The organism is Streptomyces sp. NPDC039424 (genome assembly GCF_055639495.1).
Map to the genome: position 1 here is coordinate 369,328 of NZ_JBVKAI010000002.1, position 14,048 is coordinate 383,375.

Annotated in this window: 14 protein-coding genes; 9 read left to right on the forward strand and 5 right to left on the reverse strand. The window is 71.7% G+C overall.

The genetic code is table 11. The features are described 5' to 3' along the window. Nucleotides 1–52 precede the first annotated feature (52 nt). The 3 genes from ACZ7L0_RS06520 to ilvA all read right to left on the reverse strand — a co-directional run bounded on the left by ACZ7L0_RS06520 (nucleotide 53) and on the right by ilvA (nucleotide 3,283). Nucleotides 53–910 (reverse strand): ABC transporter permease, encoded by an 858-nt coding sequence (locus tag ACZ7L0_RS06520; protein ID WP_471241297.1) that lies wholly within the window; start codon nucleotides 908–910, stop codon nucleotides 53–55. Next, a complete protein-coding gene (locus tag ACZ7L0_RS06525) occupies nucleotides 907–1,869 on the reverse strand; it encodes an ATP-binding cassette domain-containing protein (RefSeq protein WP_471241298.1) in 963 nt (320 codons plus the stop codon). The genes ACZ7L0_RS06520 and ACZ7L0_RS06525 overlap by 4 nt, the downstream gene beginning before the upstream one ends. A gap of 184 nt (nucleotides 1,870–2,053) precedes the next feature. Beyond that, nucleotides 2,054–3,283, reverse strand: coding sequence for a threonine ammonia-lyase (ilvA, locus tag ACZ7L0_RS06530; protein WP_471241299.1), 1,230 nt, complete (start codon nucleotides 3,281–3,283; stop codon nucleotides 2,054–2,056). Nucleotides 3,284–3,446: 163 nt separating this feature from the next. On the opposite strand from ilvA, the gene ACZ7L0_RS06535 reads away from it, so the two are divergent. The 3 genes from ACZ7L0_RS06535 (at nucleotide 3,447) to ACZ7L0_RS06545 (ending at nucleotide 4,898) form a co-directional block, all read left to right on the forward strand. After that, complete coding sequence (locus ACZ7L0_RS06535) at nucleotides 3,447–3,953, forward strand: MarR family winged helix-turn-helix transcriptional regulator (protein ID WP_471241300.1); 507 nt, start codon at nucleotides 3,447–3,449, stop codon at nucleotides 3,951–3,953. A gap of 174 nt (nucleotides 3,954–4,127) precedes the next feature. Continuing rightward, nucleotides 4,128–4,616, forward strand: coding sequence for a sigma factor-like helix-turn-helix DNA-binding protein (locus ACZ7L0_RS06540; protein WP_471241301.1), 489 nt, complete (start codon nucleotides 4,128–4,130; stop codon nucleotides 4,614–4,616). 33 nt (nucleotides 4,617–4,649) lie between these two features. After that, nucleotides 4,650–4,898 (forward strand): hypothetical protein, encoded by a 249-nt coding sequence (locus ACZ7L0_RS06545; RefSeq protein WP_471241302.1) that lies wholly within the window; start codon nucleotides 4,650–4,652, stop codon nucleotides 4,896–4,898. Between the two features lie 13 nt (nucleotides 4,899–4,911). Here ACZ7L0_RS06545 and ACZ7L0_RS06550 read toward each other — a convergent pair whose 3' ends face one another. Further along, nucleotides 4,912–6,066 carry a cystathionine gamma-synthase gene (locus tag ACZ7L0_RS06550; RefSeq protein WP_471241303.1) on the reverse strand — a complete coding sequence of 385 codons (1,155 nt, stop codon included), beginning with the start codon at nucleotides 6,064–6,066 and terminating at the stop codon, nucleotides 4,912–4,914. A gap of 188 nt (nucleotides 6,067–6,254) precedes the next feature. On the opposite strand from ACZ7L0_RS06550, the gene ACZ7L0_RS06555 reads away from it, so the two are divergent. The 6 genes from ACZ7L0_RS06555 to ACZ7L0_RS06580 all read left to right on the forward strand — a co-directional run bounded on the left by ACZ7L0_RS06555 (nucleotide 6,255) and on the right by ACZ7L0_RS06580 (nucleotide 13,617). After that, nucleotides 6,255–7,373, forward strand: coding sequence for a hypothetical protein (locus tag ACZ7L0_RS06555; protein ID WP_471241304.1), 1,119 nt, complete (start codon nucleotides 6,255–6,257; stop codon nucleotides 7,371–7,373). Between the two features lie 123 nt (nucleotides 7,374–7,496). Beyond that, the gene (locus ACZ7L0_RS06560; RefSeq protein WP_471241305.1) at nucleotides 7,497–9,140 is read left to right on the forward strand and encodes a M48 family metalloprotease; all 1,644 of its coding nucleotides are present in this window, start codon (nucleotides 7,497–7,499) and stop codon (nucleotides 9,138–9,140) included. 63 nt (nucleotides 9,141–9,203) lie between these two features. Further along, nucleotides 9,204–10,301 (forward strand): hypothetical protein, encoded by a 1,098-nt coding sequence (locus ACZ7L0_RS06565; protein WP_471241306.1) that lies wholly within the window; start codon nucleotides 9,204–9,206, stop codon nucleotides 10,299–10,301. Between the two features lie 112 nt (nucleotides 10,302–10,413). Continuing rightward, complete coding sequence (gene msrA / locus ACZ7L0_RS06570; protein ID WP_471241307.1) at nucleotides 10,414–11,085, forward strand: peptide-methionine (S)-S-oxide reductase MsrA; 672 nt, start codon at nucleotides 10,414–10,416, stop codon at nucleotides 11,083–11,085. 280 nt (nucleotides 11,086–11,365) lie between these two features. Beyond that, nucleotides 11,366–12,481, forward strand: coding sequence for an AI-2E family transporter (locus ACZ7L0_RS06575; protein WP_471241308.1), 1,116 nt, complete (start codon nucleotides 11,366–11,368; stop codon nucleotides 12,479–12,481). Nucleotides 12,482–12,894: 413 nt separating this feature from the next. Further along, the gene (locus ACZ7L0_RS06580) at nucleotides 12,895–13,617 is read left to right on the forward strand and encodes a type 1 glutamine amidotransferase family protein (RefSeq protein ID WP_471241309.1); all 723 of its coding nucleotides are present in this window, start codon (nucleotides 12,895–12,897) and stop codon (nucleotides 13,615–13,617) included. Nucleotide 13,618: 1 nt separating this feature from the next. Here the strand turns inward: ACZ7L0_RS06580 and ACZ7L0_RS06585 are convergent, their stop codons facing one another. Further along, nucleotides 13,619–14,002: a VOC family protein gene (locus ACZ7L0_RS06585; protein ID WP_471241310.1), complete on the reverse strand. Its 384-nt coding sequence runs from the start codon at nucleotides 14,000–14,002 to the stop codon at nucleotides 13,619–13,621. Nucleotides 14,003–14,048 lie beyond the last annotated feature (46 nt).

The following is a 14,048-nucleotide window of genomic DNA, read 5'->3' on the forward strand; positions in this document are numbered from 1 at the left end:
GCCCCGCAGTCCCTGACCGGCCCCCGGCGTCCATGCGACGCCGGGGGCTTCGTCATGCCGTCGCCGAGCGGTACTTGCGGACCGCCAGCGTCCGGAACAGCAGGATGATCAGGACCGAGTAGATCAGCGAGGCCCACACCGGGTGCTGCATGGGCCAGGCGTCCGACGCCGACTTGGGCGCGTTGGCGAACAGGACCCGGGCCGCCTGGACGGTGGCGCTGAACGGGTTCCACTCCGCGACATGGCGCAGCCACGGGGTCATGTTGCCGGTGTCGACGAACGCGTTGGATATGAAGGTCACCGGGAAGAGCCAGATCAGCCCGCCGGAGGTGGCCGCCTCGGGGGTACGCACGGACAGGCCGATCAGGGCGCCGATCCAGGTGAACGCGTACCCGAGCAGAAGCAGCAGGCCGAAGGCGGCCAGGACCTTGAGGGCGTTGGTGTCCCCCACCGTTCCGACGCGCCAGCCGACCAGCAGGGCGACGACCGCGAGGACGAACAGGGTCAGCGCCGTCTGGACCAGGTCGGCGAGCGTGCGCCCGGTCAGCACCGCGCCGCGCGCCATGGGCAGCGAGCGGAAGCGGTCGATGAGCCCCTTGTGCATGTCGTCGGCGATGCCCGCACCGGAGCTGGCGGTGGCGAAGGTGACGGCCTGCGCGAAGATGCCGGCCATCAGGAAGTTCTTGTAGGCGGTCGCGCTGGTGCTGCCGCCGATCTGCATGGAGCCGCCGAAGACGTAGGTGAACAGCACCACGAACATGATCGGCTGGATCAGCCCGAAAATGACCATCTCGGGGATTCTGGACATGCGGATCAGGTTCCGCTGGGCGACGATCAGCGAGTCGCGTATGGACTGGCTGACGGGGTTGCCCGGAGCCGTGACCCGCGGTGCGTCGGTGGCGGCACTCATTTCACGACCTCCTCGGTCTCCTCGGCGGCGTGTCCCGTCAGGGACAGGAAGACGTCGTCGAGGGTGGGGCGGCGCAGCCCGATGTCGTCGATCTCGATGCCGCGGGTGTCCAGTTCTCGGATGACCTCGGCGAGCAGCTTGGCACCGCCGGTGACGGGCACGGTGAGCTTGCGGGTGTGCTCCTCGACCGTGGTGTCGCCCTTGCCGAAGCCGCTCAGCACCTCGGCCGCGGCCGGTATGCGCTCGCGCTCGTGCACCACGACCTCGACGCGCTCGCCGCCGGTGCGGGCCTTGAGCTGGTCGGAGGTGCCCTTGGCGATGACGCGGCCCTGGTCGACGACCGCGATCTCGTGGGCGAGGTGGTCGGCCTCTTCCAGGTACTGGGTGGTGAGCAGCAGGGTCGTCCCTCCGGAGACCAGCTGTTTGATGACCTCCCAGAGCTGCTGCCGGTTGCGCGGGTCGAGTCCGGTCGTCGGCTCGTCCATGAACATCACGGGCGGTGAGACGACGAGGGCCGCCGCGAGGTCGAGTCGGCGGCGCATGCCCCCGGAGTAGGTCTTGGCGGACCGGTCGGCGGCGTCCGTGAGGTTGAACTGCTCCAGCAGTTCCTCCGCGCGGACCTTCGCCGCCTTGGCCCTCATCTGGTAGAGCCGGCCGACCATCTGCAGGTTCTCGCGGCCGGTGAGGTATTCGTCGACCGCCGCGAACTGCCCCGAGAGGCCGATGGAGCGGCGTACGGCGTCGGGATGCTTGAGGACGTCGATACCTGCGACGACCGCCCGGCCGCGGTCGGGGCGGAGCAGGGTGGTCAGACAGCGGACGGTCGTCGTCTTGCCCGCGCCGTTCGGCCCGAGCAGGCCGAGGACCGTGCCTTGGGGCACGTCGAGGTCGACGCCGTCCAGTGCCTTTACGTCGCCGAAGGTCTTCACCAGGCCTTCGGCATGGATGGCACCTGGCATATGAGTCTCCACGTCGTCGGGGGTTCTTCGGAAAGGCTAGGTAGGTGCGCCGGTTTCCGCCTGTGATTTCCGTGCCCACGACAGGACGCGGCGTCGACCGGCGGACACACAGTAACGCGATGTATCGCGTCTCACAATGCAGTTACCCGAACGAGTGACCCCTGGTTCAGGACCGGTCGGCGCCTCAGTCGATGACCGTGTAGCCCGCCTCGCGCAACGCCTGGCCGACCTCGACGCAGTGCGCCGGGCCCTTCGTCTCGAGGTGCAGCTCCACCTCCGCCTCCGTGAGCCCGAGCCGCGGGTCGGTCCGTACATGGCTCACGTCGAGGACGTTAGCGTCCACCACTGACAACGCCCCGAGGAGCGTGGCGAGGGCGCCGGGACGGTCGGTCAGGCGAAGACGAACGGCCAGGTAGCGGCCCTGCGCGGCCATGCCGTGCCGCAGGACGCGCTGCATCAGCACCGGGTCGACGTTGCCGCCGGAGAGCACCGCGACGACCGGCCCCTCGAAACCGCCCGGCTCGCTCAGCAGCGCGGCGACCGGGCTGGCGCCCGCCGGCTCCACCACCAGCTTGGCCCGCTCCAGGCACAGCAGCAGCGCGGCGGACAGCTCGTCCTCGCTGACCGTGCGGACCTCGTCGACCAGGTCGCCGATGATCCCGAACGGCACGTCGCCGGGCCGCCCGACCTTGATGCCGTCGGCCATCGTCGCCGGGTTCTCGATCGCCACCGGGCGGCCGGCCGCCAGCGAGGGCGGGTACGCCGCCGAGCCCTCCGCCTGCACGCCGACGATCCGCACGTCCGGCCGCAGCGCCTTCACCGCCACCGCGATACCGGCCGCGAGCCCGCCGCCGCCGATCCCGACGACGATCGTGCGCACCTCCGGGCACTGCTCCAGGATCTCCAGGCCGACCGTGCCCTGCCCCGCGATGATGTCCGGGTGGTCGAAGGGGTGGATGAACACCGCGCCGGTCTCGGCCGCGTACTCCTGGGCGGCGGCCAGGGTCTCGTCGACCACCTGGCCGTGCAGGCGCACCTCGGCGCCGTAGTCCCGGGTGGCGCTGATCTTGGGCAGCGGGGCGCCCTTCGGCATGAACACGGTGGCGTGCACCCCGAGCAGCGCGGAGGCCAGCGCCACGCCCTGCGCGTGGTTCCCGGCGCTCGCCGCCACCACTCCGGCGGCCCGCTCCTCGGGCAGCAGGCCGGCGATCCGGACGTACGCGCCGCGCAGCTTGAACGAACCCGTCCGCTGGAGGTTCTCGCACTTCAGGTGCACCGGAGCGGAGACCAGCTGGGAGAGGTGCCGGCTGCCCTCCATCGCGGTCACCCGCGCCACCCCCGAGAGCATCTTCTGGGCACCGCGCACGTCGTCGAGGGTTACGGGCAGCAAGTGGTCAGCCGCGCTGTAGCTCATGACTCCAGTCTCGCAGTTCACAGTCGTATGCGACTGGTGTGACCAAGCTCCGAGACCGGTTTGCTCAGCGCCCGTACGGCCTGCCCCCCAGCCGCGTACCCTGTCCCCCATCCTGGCACCCCTTTCATGAAGTGAGCCCCCGGCCATGCCCACAACACCTGAAATGTCGATGGACATGACGACCGTCGGTGAACCCGGTCTTCTCGACACCCTCCAGCACGAGGTCGCGGTGTTCGCCCGCCGTGCCGAACAGACCCGGCTCGGCGGCGTCGGGCAGGTGCGCAACTCCATGGACCGCGCCGCGTACCTGCTGCTCAACCGCCTCGACAAAGAGGGACCGATGGGTGTCAAGGCGCTCGCCGCGAGCATGGGGATCGACTCCTCGACGGTCACCCGGCAGGTTGCTCCACTCGTGGACACCGGGCTCGTCAAGCGCACCTCGCACCCCGAGGACGGGCGTGCGGTGGTGCTCCAGCTGTCCCCGCGCGGTCTGTCCCGGCTGGAGGAAGTCCGCTCGTCCAGGCGCCAGTTGATGGCCGAGCTGACCCACGACTGGGCGCCGGAGGAGCGCGAGGCGTTCTGCACGCTCCTCACGCGCTTCAACGGCGCGCTCTCCGCGCGCATGACCGTCCAGGGTGTGCCGGCGCCGGAGACGCCGACGGCCTCCTGAGACCTCCCGCCGCCCCCCATGGCGGCACATCCGCACACGCGCGTGCCGCACGGCTCTTGACCGCGGGCCGCCACTGGCCTGATATGAGACCGGGTCCCCGTCGCACACGGTCGCCGCAATCCGTGGACCGGCAGGGCCCCGCAGGCGGGGGGAGGCGCGGTGCGAGCACGGCAGATGCTCCGACATGCCCGCCGGGCCCGGGAGTTCGAGGCGTTCGTCGCGGGCGCGGGCGGGCGGCTGCTGCATGCCGCGACGCTGCTCACCGGGGAGGCTCCGGACGACAACCCCCGCGCGCGGCGCCTGCTGACACTGGCGCTCGCCCACACGTACGCGTGCTGGGACCGGCTGCGCGGCGAGGACCCGTACGACCGCGCCCGCCAGTACCTCGCCACCCGCTTCGCCCGCGGTGCCTGGCACGAGTACGGCGGCTTCGCCCGCCCGCGCCCGCACCCCCGCAGCCCGCTGGCCGTCCTCACGCCCCAGGAGCGTCTGATCCTCGTCCTGCGGCTGTACGAGGGGGTGGCCGAGGAGCAGGTGGCGGCCCTGCTCGGGCTGCCTCTGGAGCGGGTCCACACCATCTGCGACCGCGCGACGGCGACCGTGCTGCACCCGCCCCGGGGACCGTCACCGACGGTGGTGGGGGCGGAGGTGGCGCCGTCGTGACCGTCATACGCGATGGAGTGACGGGAGGCCCGCGTGAACCGGTACGAGCGTGAGGCGACCGTGCGGCGGATCATGGAGCGGACCCCGCCGCGGGTGCCGCCGGAGCTGTACGGGGAGGCCGTGCGGCGCGGCGGGCGCCTGCTGCGCCGCAGGACCGCGGCCCGCCGCCTGCTGTGGCTGCTGCTGTGCGCCGCGTGCCTGGCCTTCACCGTCTGGGCGCTGACTGCCCGCCCCTGGGTGGAGCCGCCGTCCCGGACGACTCCACCGCTGACAGGCTGGTGACCCGGGGGTCCGGCTAGCCCAGGGCCTGCTGGAGGTCCTCCAGGAGGTCCTCGATGTTCTCGATGCCCACGGAGAGGCGCACCAGGTCGGCGGGGACCTCCAGGGCGGAGCCGGCCACGGACGCGTGGGTCATGCGCCCGGGGTGCTCGATCAGCGACTCGACGCCGCCCAGGGACTCGCCCAGGGTGAACACCTTGGCGCGGTTGCACACCTCGACGGCCGCCTCCTCGCCGCCCGTGACCCGGAAGGAGACCATGCCGCCGAAGGTCCTCATCTGCTTGGCGGCGACCTCGTGACCGGGGTGCTCGGGCAGGCCCGGGTACAGGACGCTCGTCACGCGCGCGTGCCGGGTCAGCATGTCGGCGATCTTCGTGGCGTTCTCGCTGTGCCGGTCCATGCGCACCGACAGCGTCTTGGTGCCGCGCAGCACCAGCCAGGAGTCGAAGGGCCCGGCGACCGCGCCCATCGCGTTCTGGTGGTACGCCAGCTCCTCGCCCAGCTCCTGGTCCGCCGTGATCAGCGCGCCGCCGACCACGTCCGAGTGGCCGCCCATGTACTTGGTGAGGGAGTGCACGACGACGTCCGCGCCGAGCGAGAGCGGCTGCTGGAGGTAGGGCGTGGCGAAGGTGTTGTCCACCACGAGCCTGGCGCCCGCGTCATGGGCGACCTGGGCGACGGCGGCGATGTCGGTGATGCCGAGCAGCGGGTTGGAGGGGGTCTCCACCCAGACGGCCTTGGTCTTCGGGGTGATGGCGGCCCGCACGGCCGCCGGGTCGCTGGTGTCGGCGACCGACCACTCCACCCCCCACCGGGAGACGACCTTCGCGAACAGGCGGAACGTGCCGCCGTACGCGTCGTTGGGGATGACCACGTGGTCGCCGGGGCTGAGCAGCGTACGCAACAGGGTGTCCTCGGCCGCCAGCCCGGACGCGAACGCCAGGCCCCGGCGACCGCCCTCCAGCGCGGCGAGATTCTCCTCCAGGGCCGTCCTGGTCGGGTTGGCGCTGCGGCTGTACTCGTAGCCGCCGCGCAGGCCCCCGACGCCGTCCTGCTTGTAGGTCGAGACCTGGTAGATCGGCGGGACGACCGCGCCGGTCAGGGGGTCGGCGGTGTTGCCCGCGTGGATCGCGAGGGTCTCGAAGTGCTGACTGATGTGCCTGTCGCTCATGGGGACCGAGCGTAGTGCGCTCGCGCGGTCGATGACGGACGGCGGAGCCCGGGGCGCCGGACGGGAGGGTTTTCCCTGTACGCCCGGCGCGGGCCGGCCCCGGTTTTCCACAGGGGTGCCGGACGGTTTTTCCACAGGTACGCCCCATGGGTTGGCCAATTGTCGGCGGCGTCTGGTTCGCTTGACTCATGGCAATTCTTTGGGTCCTGATGGCACTGCTCATGCTGGGCTTCGTCCTGCTCCCGACGCTGCGGCGCAGGCGCGGGATGATCGAGCTGGTGCCCCCGGAGCACCCGGACGCCGCCGACCCGGCGGACTACGGCTTCGTGCGCCAGGAGGACCTGGACATCCGGATGCCCGGCCCCGACCAGGACCTGCTGGACGTCCTGGACCTGGTGCAGCGCACCCAGGACTACCACGCGGCGGCGCAGCTGCTGGCCGGCACCGAGACGGAGGGCGAGTCGCGCTGGCAGCGCGTGCAGGCCTTCGCGGGCGCGGCGGCGCTGGAGCTGCAGCAGCGGCCCGGCGGGGTGCACGAGACGCCCGGCGGGCAGTGGCTGCGGGTGTGGCGGGCAGAGCAGCCCAAGGACGCGGGCGGCGCGGCGGTGCACGCCGAGTTCCTGGTGCAGCAGGCGTGGCGTACGTCGACGCCGGGCACGGACGACTTCCGGATCATCATGGAGGAGGCCAGGGAGGCCTGCGCCCAGGCGGCGCTGCTGGCCCCCGGCGACCCGGTCCCGCACATCGTCGAACTGTCGGTGGCCCGCGGGCTCGCCTACTCGCAGCCGGAGTTCGAGAAGCTCTGGCTGAAGATCCTGGACCGCGCCCCCACCCACATGGGCGCCCACCTCGCGGCCCTGCACTACTGGTGCGAGAAGTGGCACGGCTCGCGCGAGCTGGCGTACTCCTTCGCCGAGGCCGCCGCGGCCCGCGCCCCGCAGGGCTCCCTGCTGGCCGCGCTGCCGCTGTTCGCGGTCTTCGAGCACCTCCCCGAGGTGAACCTGGTCAGCAGCTTCTACCAGAGCGAGGTCGTGACCAGGGCGATCCACGGCGCGCTCCACGCGGTGCACGCGGCGCGCCCCGACGAGCCGATGCAGGCGCACGTCCGCCACCTGCTGGTCTTCTTCCTGGTACGCGCCGAGCGCTGGGCGGAGGCCATGAATGAGCTGATACACGTCGACGGCCACGTCGGCGCCCTCCCCTGGATCCTGTCCGCCGACCCGGCCGCCGAGTTCGCCCTGCACCGCGCCCTGGCGGTGGCGGGCTACGAGGCGAACGGGGGCACCCCGGCGACGCTGCTCAGCTGACCGCGACCGGACCGGAATTGCCGCCCTGACCTGCGGTACGGCATACTCCGCATCCCCCCACGCACGTACCGCCCGTTCGTCTTCCGTGTCCGTTTTCCTGGGTCCTGTGGGGGGATCTGCCCAATGGGTGCAGCTCTGCGCGCGCTGCGCGCCGTCGTCCTGCTGTGCGGCTTCTATCTGCTGAGCCTCGTCCTGCTCGGAGCGCTGGCCGCCCTCGGCACGGCGGCCTTCGCCTGGGCGCCGACCGCGGTCGCCGGCAAGGTCGTGATCGTCTCCGTCGTACTGGCGGTCCCCGTCGTGCGCGGCATGTTCATGCTGCGCACGCCGAAGAGCGAGCGCATGCCGGGCCTCGGGGTGACCGAGGCCGACGAACCGCGCCTGTGGGCGCTGGTCCGGGAGCTCGCGGACGCCACGGGCACCCGCGCCCCCGACGAGATCGTGCTCACCGGCGACGTCAACGCGGCCGTCAGCGAGCAGCCCCGGCTGCTCGGCCTGCGCCCCGGCCCGCGCCGGCTCTACCTCGGCGTACCGCTGCTGACCGGGCTGAGCGAGGCTCAGCTGCGCGCCGTGCTGGCCCACGAGTACGGGCACTTCACCGGCGGCGACACCCGGCTGTCCGCGCTGGTCGTGCGCGGCCGGGTGCAGATCGGCCGGGTGGTGGGGCAGTTCCACGCCAAGGCGGACGACAAGGCCGCCGACGAGCGCGCCCGCCAGGAGCGGGCCGCCGCCCAGCGGATCGCGAAGGGCAAGAAGGCCAAGGAGGTCGACACCTCCGGCTCCGGGATCACGTACCGGCTGATGGCGGCGGTCTACACCCGCTACGCCCGGTTCTACCTGCGGGCCACGCTGTCCACGGCCCGCGCCCAGGAGTACGCGGCCGACCTGGCCGCCGCCCGGATCGCCGGGCGCGACGCCACCGCCTCGGCGCTGCGCGAGATACCGGTGCTCGCCGCCGCCTACGACTTCTACCTGGAGTCGTACGCCACCCTGGGCCTCACCACCCGGCTGCTGCCGCCGCGCGGCGAGTTCTTCGGCGGCTTCGGGCGGATGCTGACCGCCCGTGAACTGGAGCTGGTACGGATGCGGACCCGGCTGCCGACCGAGCCCGCCTCGCCGTACGACTCCCATCCGCCCATCGCCGACCGGGTCCGCCGGATCGAGGAACTGCCCGCCGACGGCCGCGCCGGGGAGGCCAAGGGCTCCGCGCTCGACCTTCTCGCCGACCCGGAGCGCACCCTGGTCGGGCTGGAGGAGACGGTCCTGACGGACGAGGTGCGGGCGTTCCGGCACACCGGCGCGTGGCAGGAGCTGCTGGACGCCTCGATGGCGGAGGGGCTCACGCGTCTCGACACCCCGCTGCACCGGGCGCTGGCGTTCTACACCAAGGACCGGCCGACGCTGCCCGCGCTGCTGAGGGTGATCGACGACGGGCAGCTGTGGCAGCTGGCCCAGCGGCTGCCGCTGTCCGACGAAGCGGCGGCGGCGAAGGGCCGGGCATTCCGCGAGTTCGTACGCCCCGTGCTGGTGGAGTCGCTGCGGCGGATGGTGCTGGCCGAGTTCAGCGCCCGCTCGCTGCTGCGCTGGGAGTTCTCCTGGGCGCGGGCGGCGTCCGTCCGGCTGCCCGGCGCGGTGGCGGACGAAGGGGGCGAGGGGGAGGCCGGTGGTGCCGAGGCCGTGCTCGACGCCGCCGTGGCCGCCGCGCTCGCCGACCGCCCCGACACCGCCGCCCTGCGGGCACTGCTGCCGCCGGCACCGCAGAACGCCTGACGTACCCCTTCTCTCCCTGTCCCCCCGCGCTCCTTCGACAACCGAGAAACGGACCGACCCCCGATGACCGTCCTGCTGTGGATCCTGGGCATCCTGGCCGTCCCCACACTGCTCTTCGCGCTGTGGCTGGCCTGGGTGTTCCTCAAGGAGTTCTTCTCTCCGAGCCCCGACGACGACACCGAGGCCGCTGAGGCCGCCGAGAAGCTCGGACTGCTGCCCGCCGAGCGGCAGAACACCACGTACGCGGCGCCGCTGCCCGCCGACTGGGAGACCACGCTGAGCGCGGTGCGCGGCGGTGCCTGGCAGCCGGCCGCCGAGCTGATGAAGGGCATCGGCCGGGACTGGGAACGCCGGTCGGCGGTCGCGTACCTGCTGGCCGAGCGGGCCGCGGAGGAGGACGGCTGGCTGCTCGCCTGGGAGGCCGCGCGGCCCGAGGACCCGGACGCCGCCGTCGTCCGGGCCCGCAGCACGGTGATCCTCGCCTGGGAGCTGCGGGGCGCCAAGCGGGCCAAGTACACGACCGGGGAACAGTTCGAGGGCTTCCACCGGACGCTGGCGCGCTCCCGCGAGGAGATAGCGCGGGCCGCCGCCCTGAACCCCGACGACCCGACGCCGTACATCACGGAGATCTGGGTCGCGCTCGGCCTCGGCTACCCGAACTCCCAGATGGACCGGTTGTGGGCGGAGGTCACCGCGCGCGCCCCGCACCACTACGAGGCCCACTTCTCGGCGCTGCAGTACTGGTGTGCGAAGTGGCGGGGTTCCGAGCGGCTGGCCACCGAGTTCGCCGCTCGGGCGGCGGCCGAGGCGCCCCTGGGGAGTCTGCTGACGGCCCTGCCGCTGATCGTCCACTTCGAGCACGACGAGTCGGAGGACAACACCGCCGACCGCACGCCCGAGATGCTGGCCCGGGTGGACGCCGGCCTCGCCGACGCCGCCGCGGCCGACCCCGCGCATCCGCGCCTGCCCGAGCTGCGCCACCTGCTGGCGTACTACCTGCACCTGCAAGAGCGCAACGAGGCCGCGCTGGAGCAGTTCAAGCTGGTCGACGGCCATGTGAACGCGCTGCCTTGGCGTTACCGGGGCGACGGGATGGCCGCGCACTTCTGCCGCGTCCGGAACGCCGCGGCACAGGCGGTGGAGGCCGGGACGGCGGCCTGACGGTCCTCCCGCGCGCGGGAGGCGGAGGAATTCGGGCGGCACCCAAAACGTTGTGCGGGGTGCCGCCCGCGCACCATGCGGACGGCTCACCTCAGACCGACAGGGAGACCCCATGCTCTTCGGCCGTACGCCCCAGCTGCCCACCCCCGAGCAGGCGCTCAAGGGCCGGCCCGCGCCTGTGTTCGAGGTCCCCGACCGCCACACCGTCCTGGGCAACCCCCTCCAGGGCCCCTACCCCGAGGGTTTGGAGGTCGCCGACTTCGGCCTGGGCTGCTTCTGGGGCGCCGAGCGCAAGTTCTGGCAGCTCCCGGCGGGGGTGTGGACGACCCTGGTCGGCTACCAGGGCGGCTACACCGAGAACCCCACCTACGAGGAGGTCTGCTCGGGCCTGACCGGCCACACGGAGGCCGTCCGCGTGGTCTACGACCCGAAGCTGATCTCCTACGACCGGCTCCTGAAGACCTTCTGGGAGTCCCACAACCCGACCCAGGGCTTCCGCCAGGGCAACGACGTGGGCACCCAGTACCGCTCCGCCGTCTACACCCACACCCCCGAGCAGGCCGCCGCCGCCGAGGCCTCCCGGGCCTCCTACCAGAAGGTCCTGACCTCCTCCGGCCACGGCACGATCACCACGGAGATCCTCCCCGCCGAGGGCCGCACCTTCTACCCGGCCGAGGCCTATCACCAGCAGTATCTTTCAGACACCAAAAATCCGGGCGGGTACTGCGGGCTGGGCGGGACCGGCGTTTCCTGCCCTATCGGCGTGGCCAAGGCGGATGCCTGAACGTCTCGACTGCACTGTCTGCCCCCAGTTCGACACATGGCCACAAGTAAGCAACAGCGGCAAGAGGCTGCTGCCGCTGACGGTCAAGAAGTCCTGGGGGCGTCCTGCCCGACGGGTATCGCGCTCGCGGCGGAGACCGCGGAACAGTAGGTCCGCGAGCTCTCGGCGTCCGCCGCGAGCGAGCGGGGCTCTTTTCCACCCCGGCGTCCCCCGTGCATCCGGGGGTTGCACACTGTGAGCGGCGATGCCGGTGTGACTTGCGTACCCATAGGGTGCATCCGTGACTGCCCCTTTGAGTTCTACACGAGCCCGCGCCGCACTCCGCACGTCGGCGCGTGTCTCCGCGGAGTTGCTGCTCATATTGCTGATGCTCGCGGTGACCTTGTGGGTACTGGGCCGGATGTGGTCGGTCGTCTGGCCGCTCGTGGTCGGCCTGCTTCTGACCACACTGACCTGGCCACCGACCCGTTTCCTGCGTCGTCGCGGGTGGAAACCCGCCCTCGCCGCGTCGGTCGTGACGGTGCTGTTCCTCCTGGTCGCCATCGGCGTCGTGGCACTGATCGCGGTACCGGTGGCATCCCAGTCCGGCGACCTGACCGACGGCGTGGTCGAAGGCATCCAGAAGGTGCGCGAGTGGGCCGCCGGGCCGCCGTTGAACATCGGTGACGCCCAGATCGACAAGGCCTTCGACACCGGCGTCTCCCGCGCGCAGAACGGCCTCGGCAGCATGGTCGGCGTTGTCGTCACGGGAGTGAGCACCGTCGTGAACGGCTTGGTCACCGCCGTCCTGGCCCTCTTCCTGATGTTCTTCTTCCTCAAGGACGGCCCGCGGTTCCTGCCGTGGCTCGCCCGTCAGCTGCCCGGCCGGCTCGCCACCGACGTCCCGGTCGTGGCCGCGCGTGGCTGGAACACCCTGGGCGCGTTCGTGCGTTCCCAGGCGGCTGTCGGCCTGCTCGACGCCGTCCTGATCGGCCTGGGCCTGTGGATCCTGGGAGTACCACTGGTGCTCCCGCTGGCGGTGCTCACCTTCGTCTCCGCGTTCGTGCCGATCGTTGGTGCCCTGTTCGCCGGTTTCGTCGCAGTTCTCATCGCGCTGGTCTCCAACGGCCTGACGGACGCGCTGATCGTGCTGGCCATCATCGTCGTGGTGCAGCAGCTCGAGGGCAACGTGTTCCAGCCCATGATCCAAAGTCGTGGGCTCGGCCTCCATGCGGCCGTGGTCCTGCTGGCGGTGACGTTGGGCGGCAGTCTGGCCGGCATCGTGGGCAGTCTGCTCGCGGTACCGGTCGCCGCGCTGATCGCGGTGGTCTGGAACCATGTGCGCGAGCAGCTCCGCGAACCGACACAGGATCCGGGGACCGACGAGTCGGACGCCAGCGCCGCCGTCCCGTCCTAGGGCTGCGTATGTGCGGCTCCCTCACCCTCGGGGCACAGGCACCTCGCAGCCCGCGGGTCCGGGAGCGAGGCCACGATCACGTGGAAAGCCTCGGCTTGCCGAGCGACGGCAGGGGCCCCACCCCTTGCCCCTCGGGGGCGGTTGAACTCGTAGAACATGGCGACCGTCGTCCCTTGCCGAACGGCCACCACCGCGTAGGGAACGCGGCTCAGAAGGAGCTCGTGCGGCATTTCGGCATCGAGGTCGAGCAGATCCGCTCGCGATCGAGCCATCGCGTCGGCTGAGGCTGTGAACGCGCGAGTAGCGGTGTCCCGGCTCTGGGTAATGCGTTCGACGGCTGCCGCCCCCTCCTCGTACATTCGCGGCTCGTCACAGAGGGCACAGAGGCGCAGAGGTACAGGGGAGGAACCAGGGTGGGCGGTCATACGTTTCTCATAGGCGGCGGTTGGGGCGCCGTCGAGGTGTACGAGCCGTTTCTGCGGGCGGCCGGGGACGCGCCCCGGATCGGGTGCGTGATCGTGGACGAGGGGGACGGGGAGGAGCAGTTCGCCCGGTACGAAGGGGCGTTGACGAAGGCCGGGGACTGTACGCCGGTGCCGCTGCTGGTGCCCGTCGGCGGACGGTTCGAGGTGGAGTCGCTCAAAGACGTCGACGGGGTGCTGGTGTGCGGTGGGCTGACGCCCGCCTATCAGGAGGCGTTCGCGGGGTGCCGTGAGAGCCTTCCCGGTCTGCTGGCCGAGCGCGGGATGCCGTACGCCGGGTTCTCCGCGGGGGCCGCGGTCGCCGCGCGGCACGCCGTGGTGGGCGGGTGGCTGGTCGACGGGGTGCCGGTCTGTCCGGAGGACAGCGCGGAGGACCTGGAGGAGGTCGACGTGCGGGCGGGGCTCGGGCTGGTGCCCTTCGGGGTGGACGTGCACGCCGCGCAGTGGGGGACGCTGGCGCGACTGGTGGCCGCCGTCGCGCGCGGTGACGTGCCGTACGGCGTCGCTCTCGACGAGAACACGCTGGTCGAGGTGGCCGCCGACGGGCACGCCCGGGTGTCGGGCCTCGGACGCGCCCACGTCGTACGACCGGCGGGCGACGGAAGCACTCTCGTACGGTCCTACGCGGCCGGCGGGGCCTTCCCCGTGGAGTGACTCAACTCCCGCTGCCGTACGGCCGCGTGAGGATCTCCAGCCGGTGGCCATCGGGGTCGTCGAAGTACGTCCCCCGGCCGCCGTCATTGGTGTTGATCTCGCCGGGACGGTGGTGGAACGGGTCCGCCCAGTAGGTGAGTCCCGCCTTCCGGATACGGGCGAAGATCGCGTCGAAGTCGTCCTCCGAGACCAGGAAGGCGTAGTGCTGAGGGGTTATGGGCCCGGTCGTGTCCATGTAGTCCAGGGTCACGCCGTTGGGTATCTCGACGGGCACGAACGGTCCGTACCGCGCGCTGACGTCGAGTCCCAGGATGTCGGCGAGGAACCTGGCCGAGGCCTGCTTGTCGTGCGCGGCGACGATGGTGTGGTTCAGCTGAATGGTCATCGTTCGGCCTCCTGACAGCCCGGGACCGCCGGGGCCGGCCCCGTCG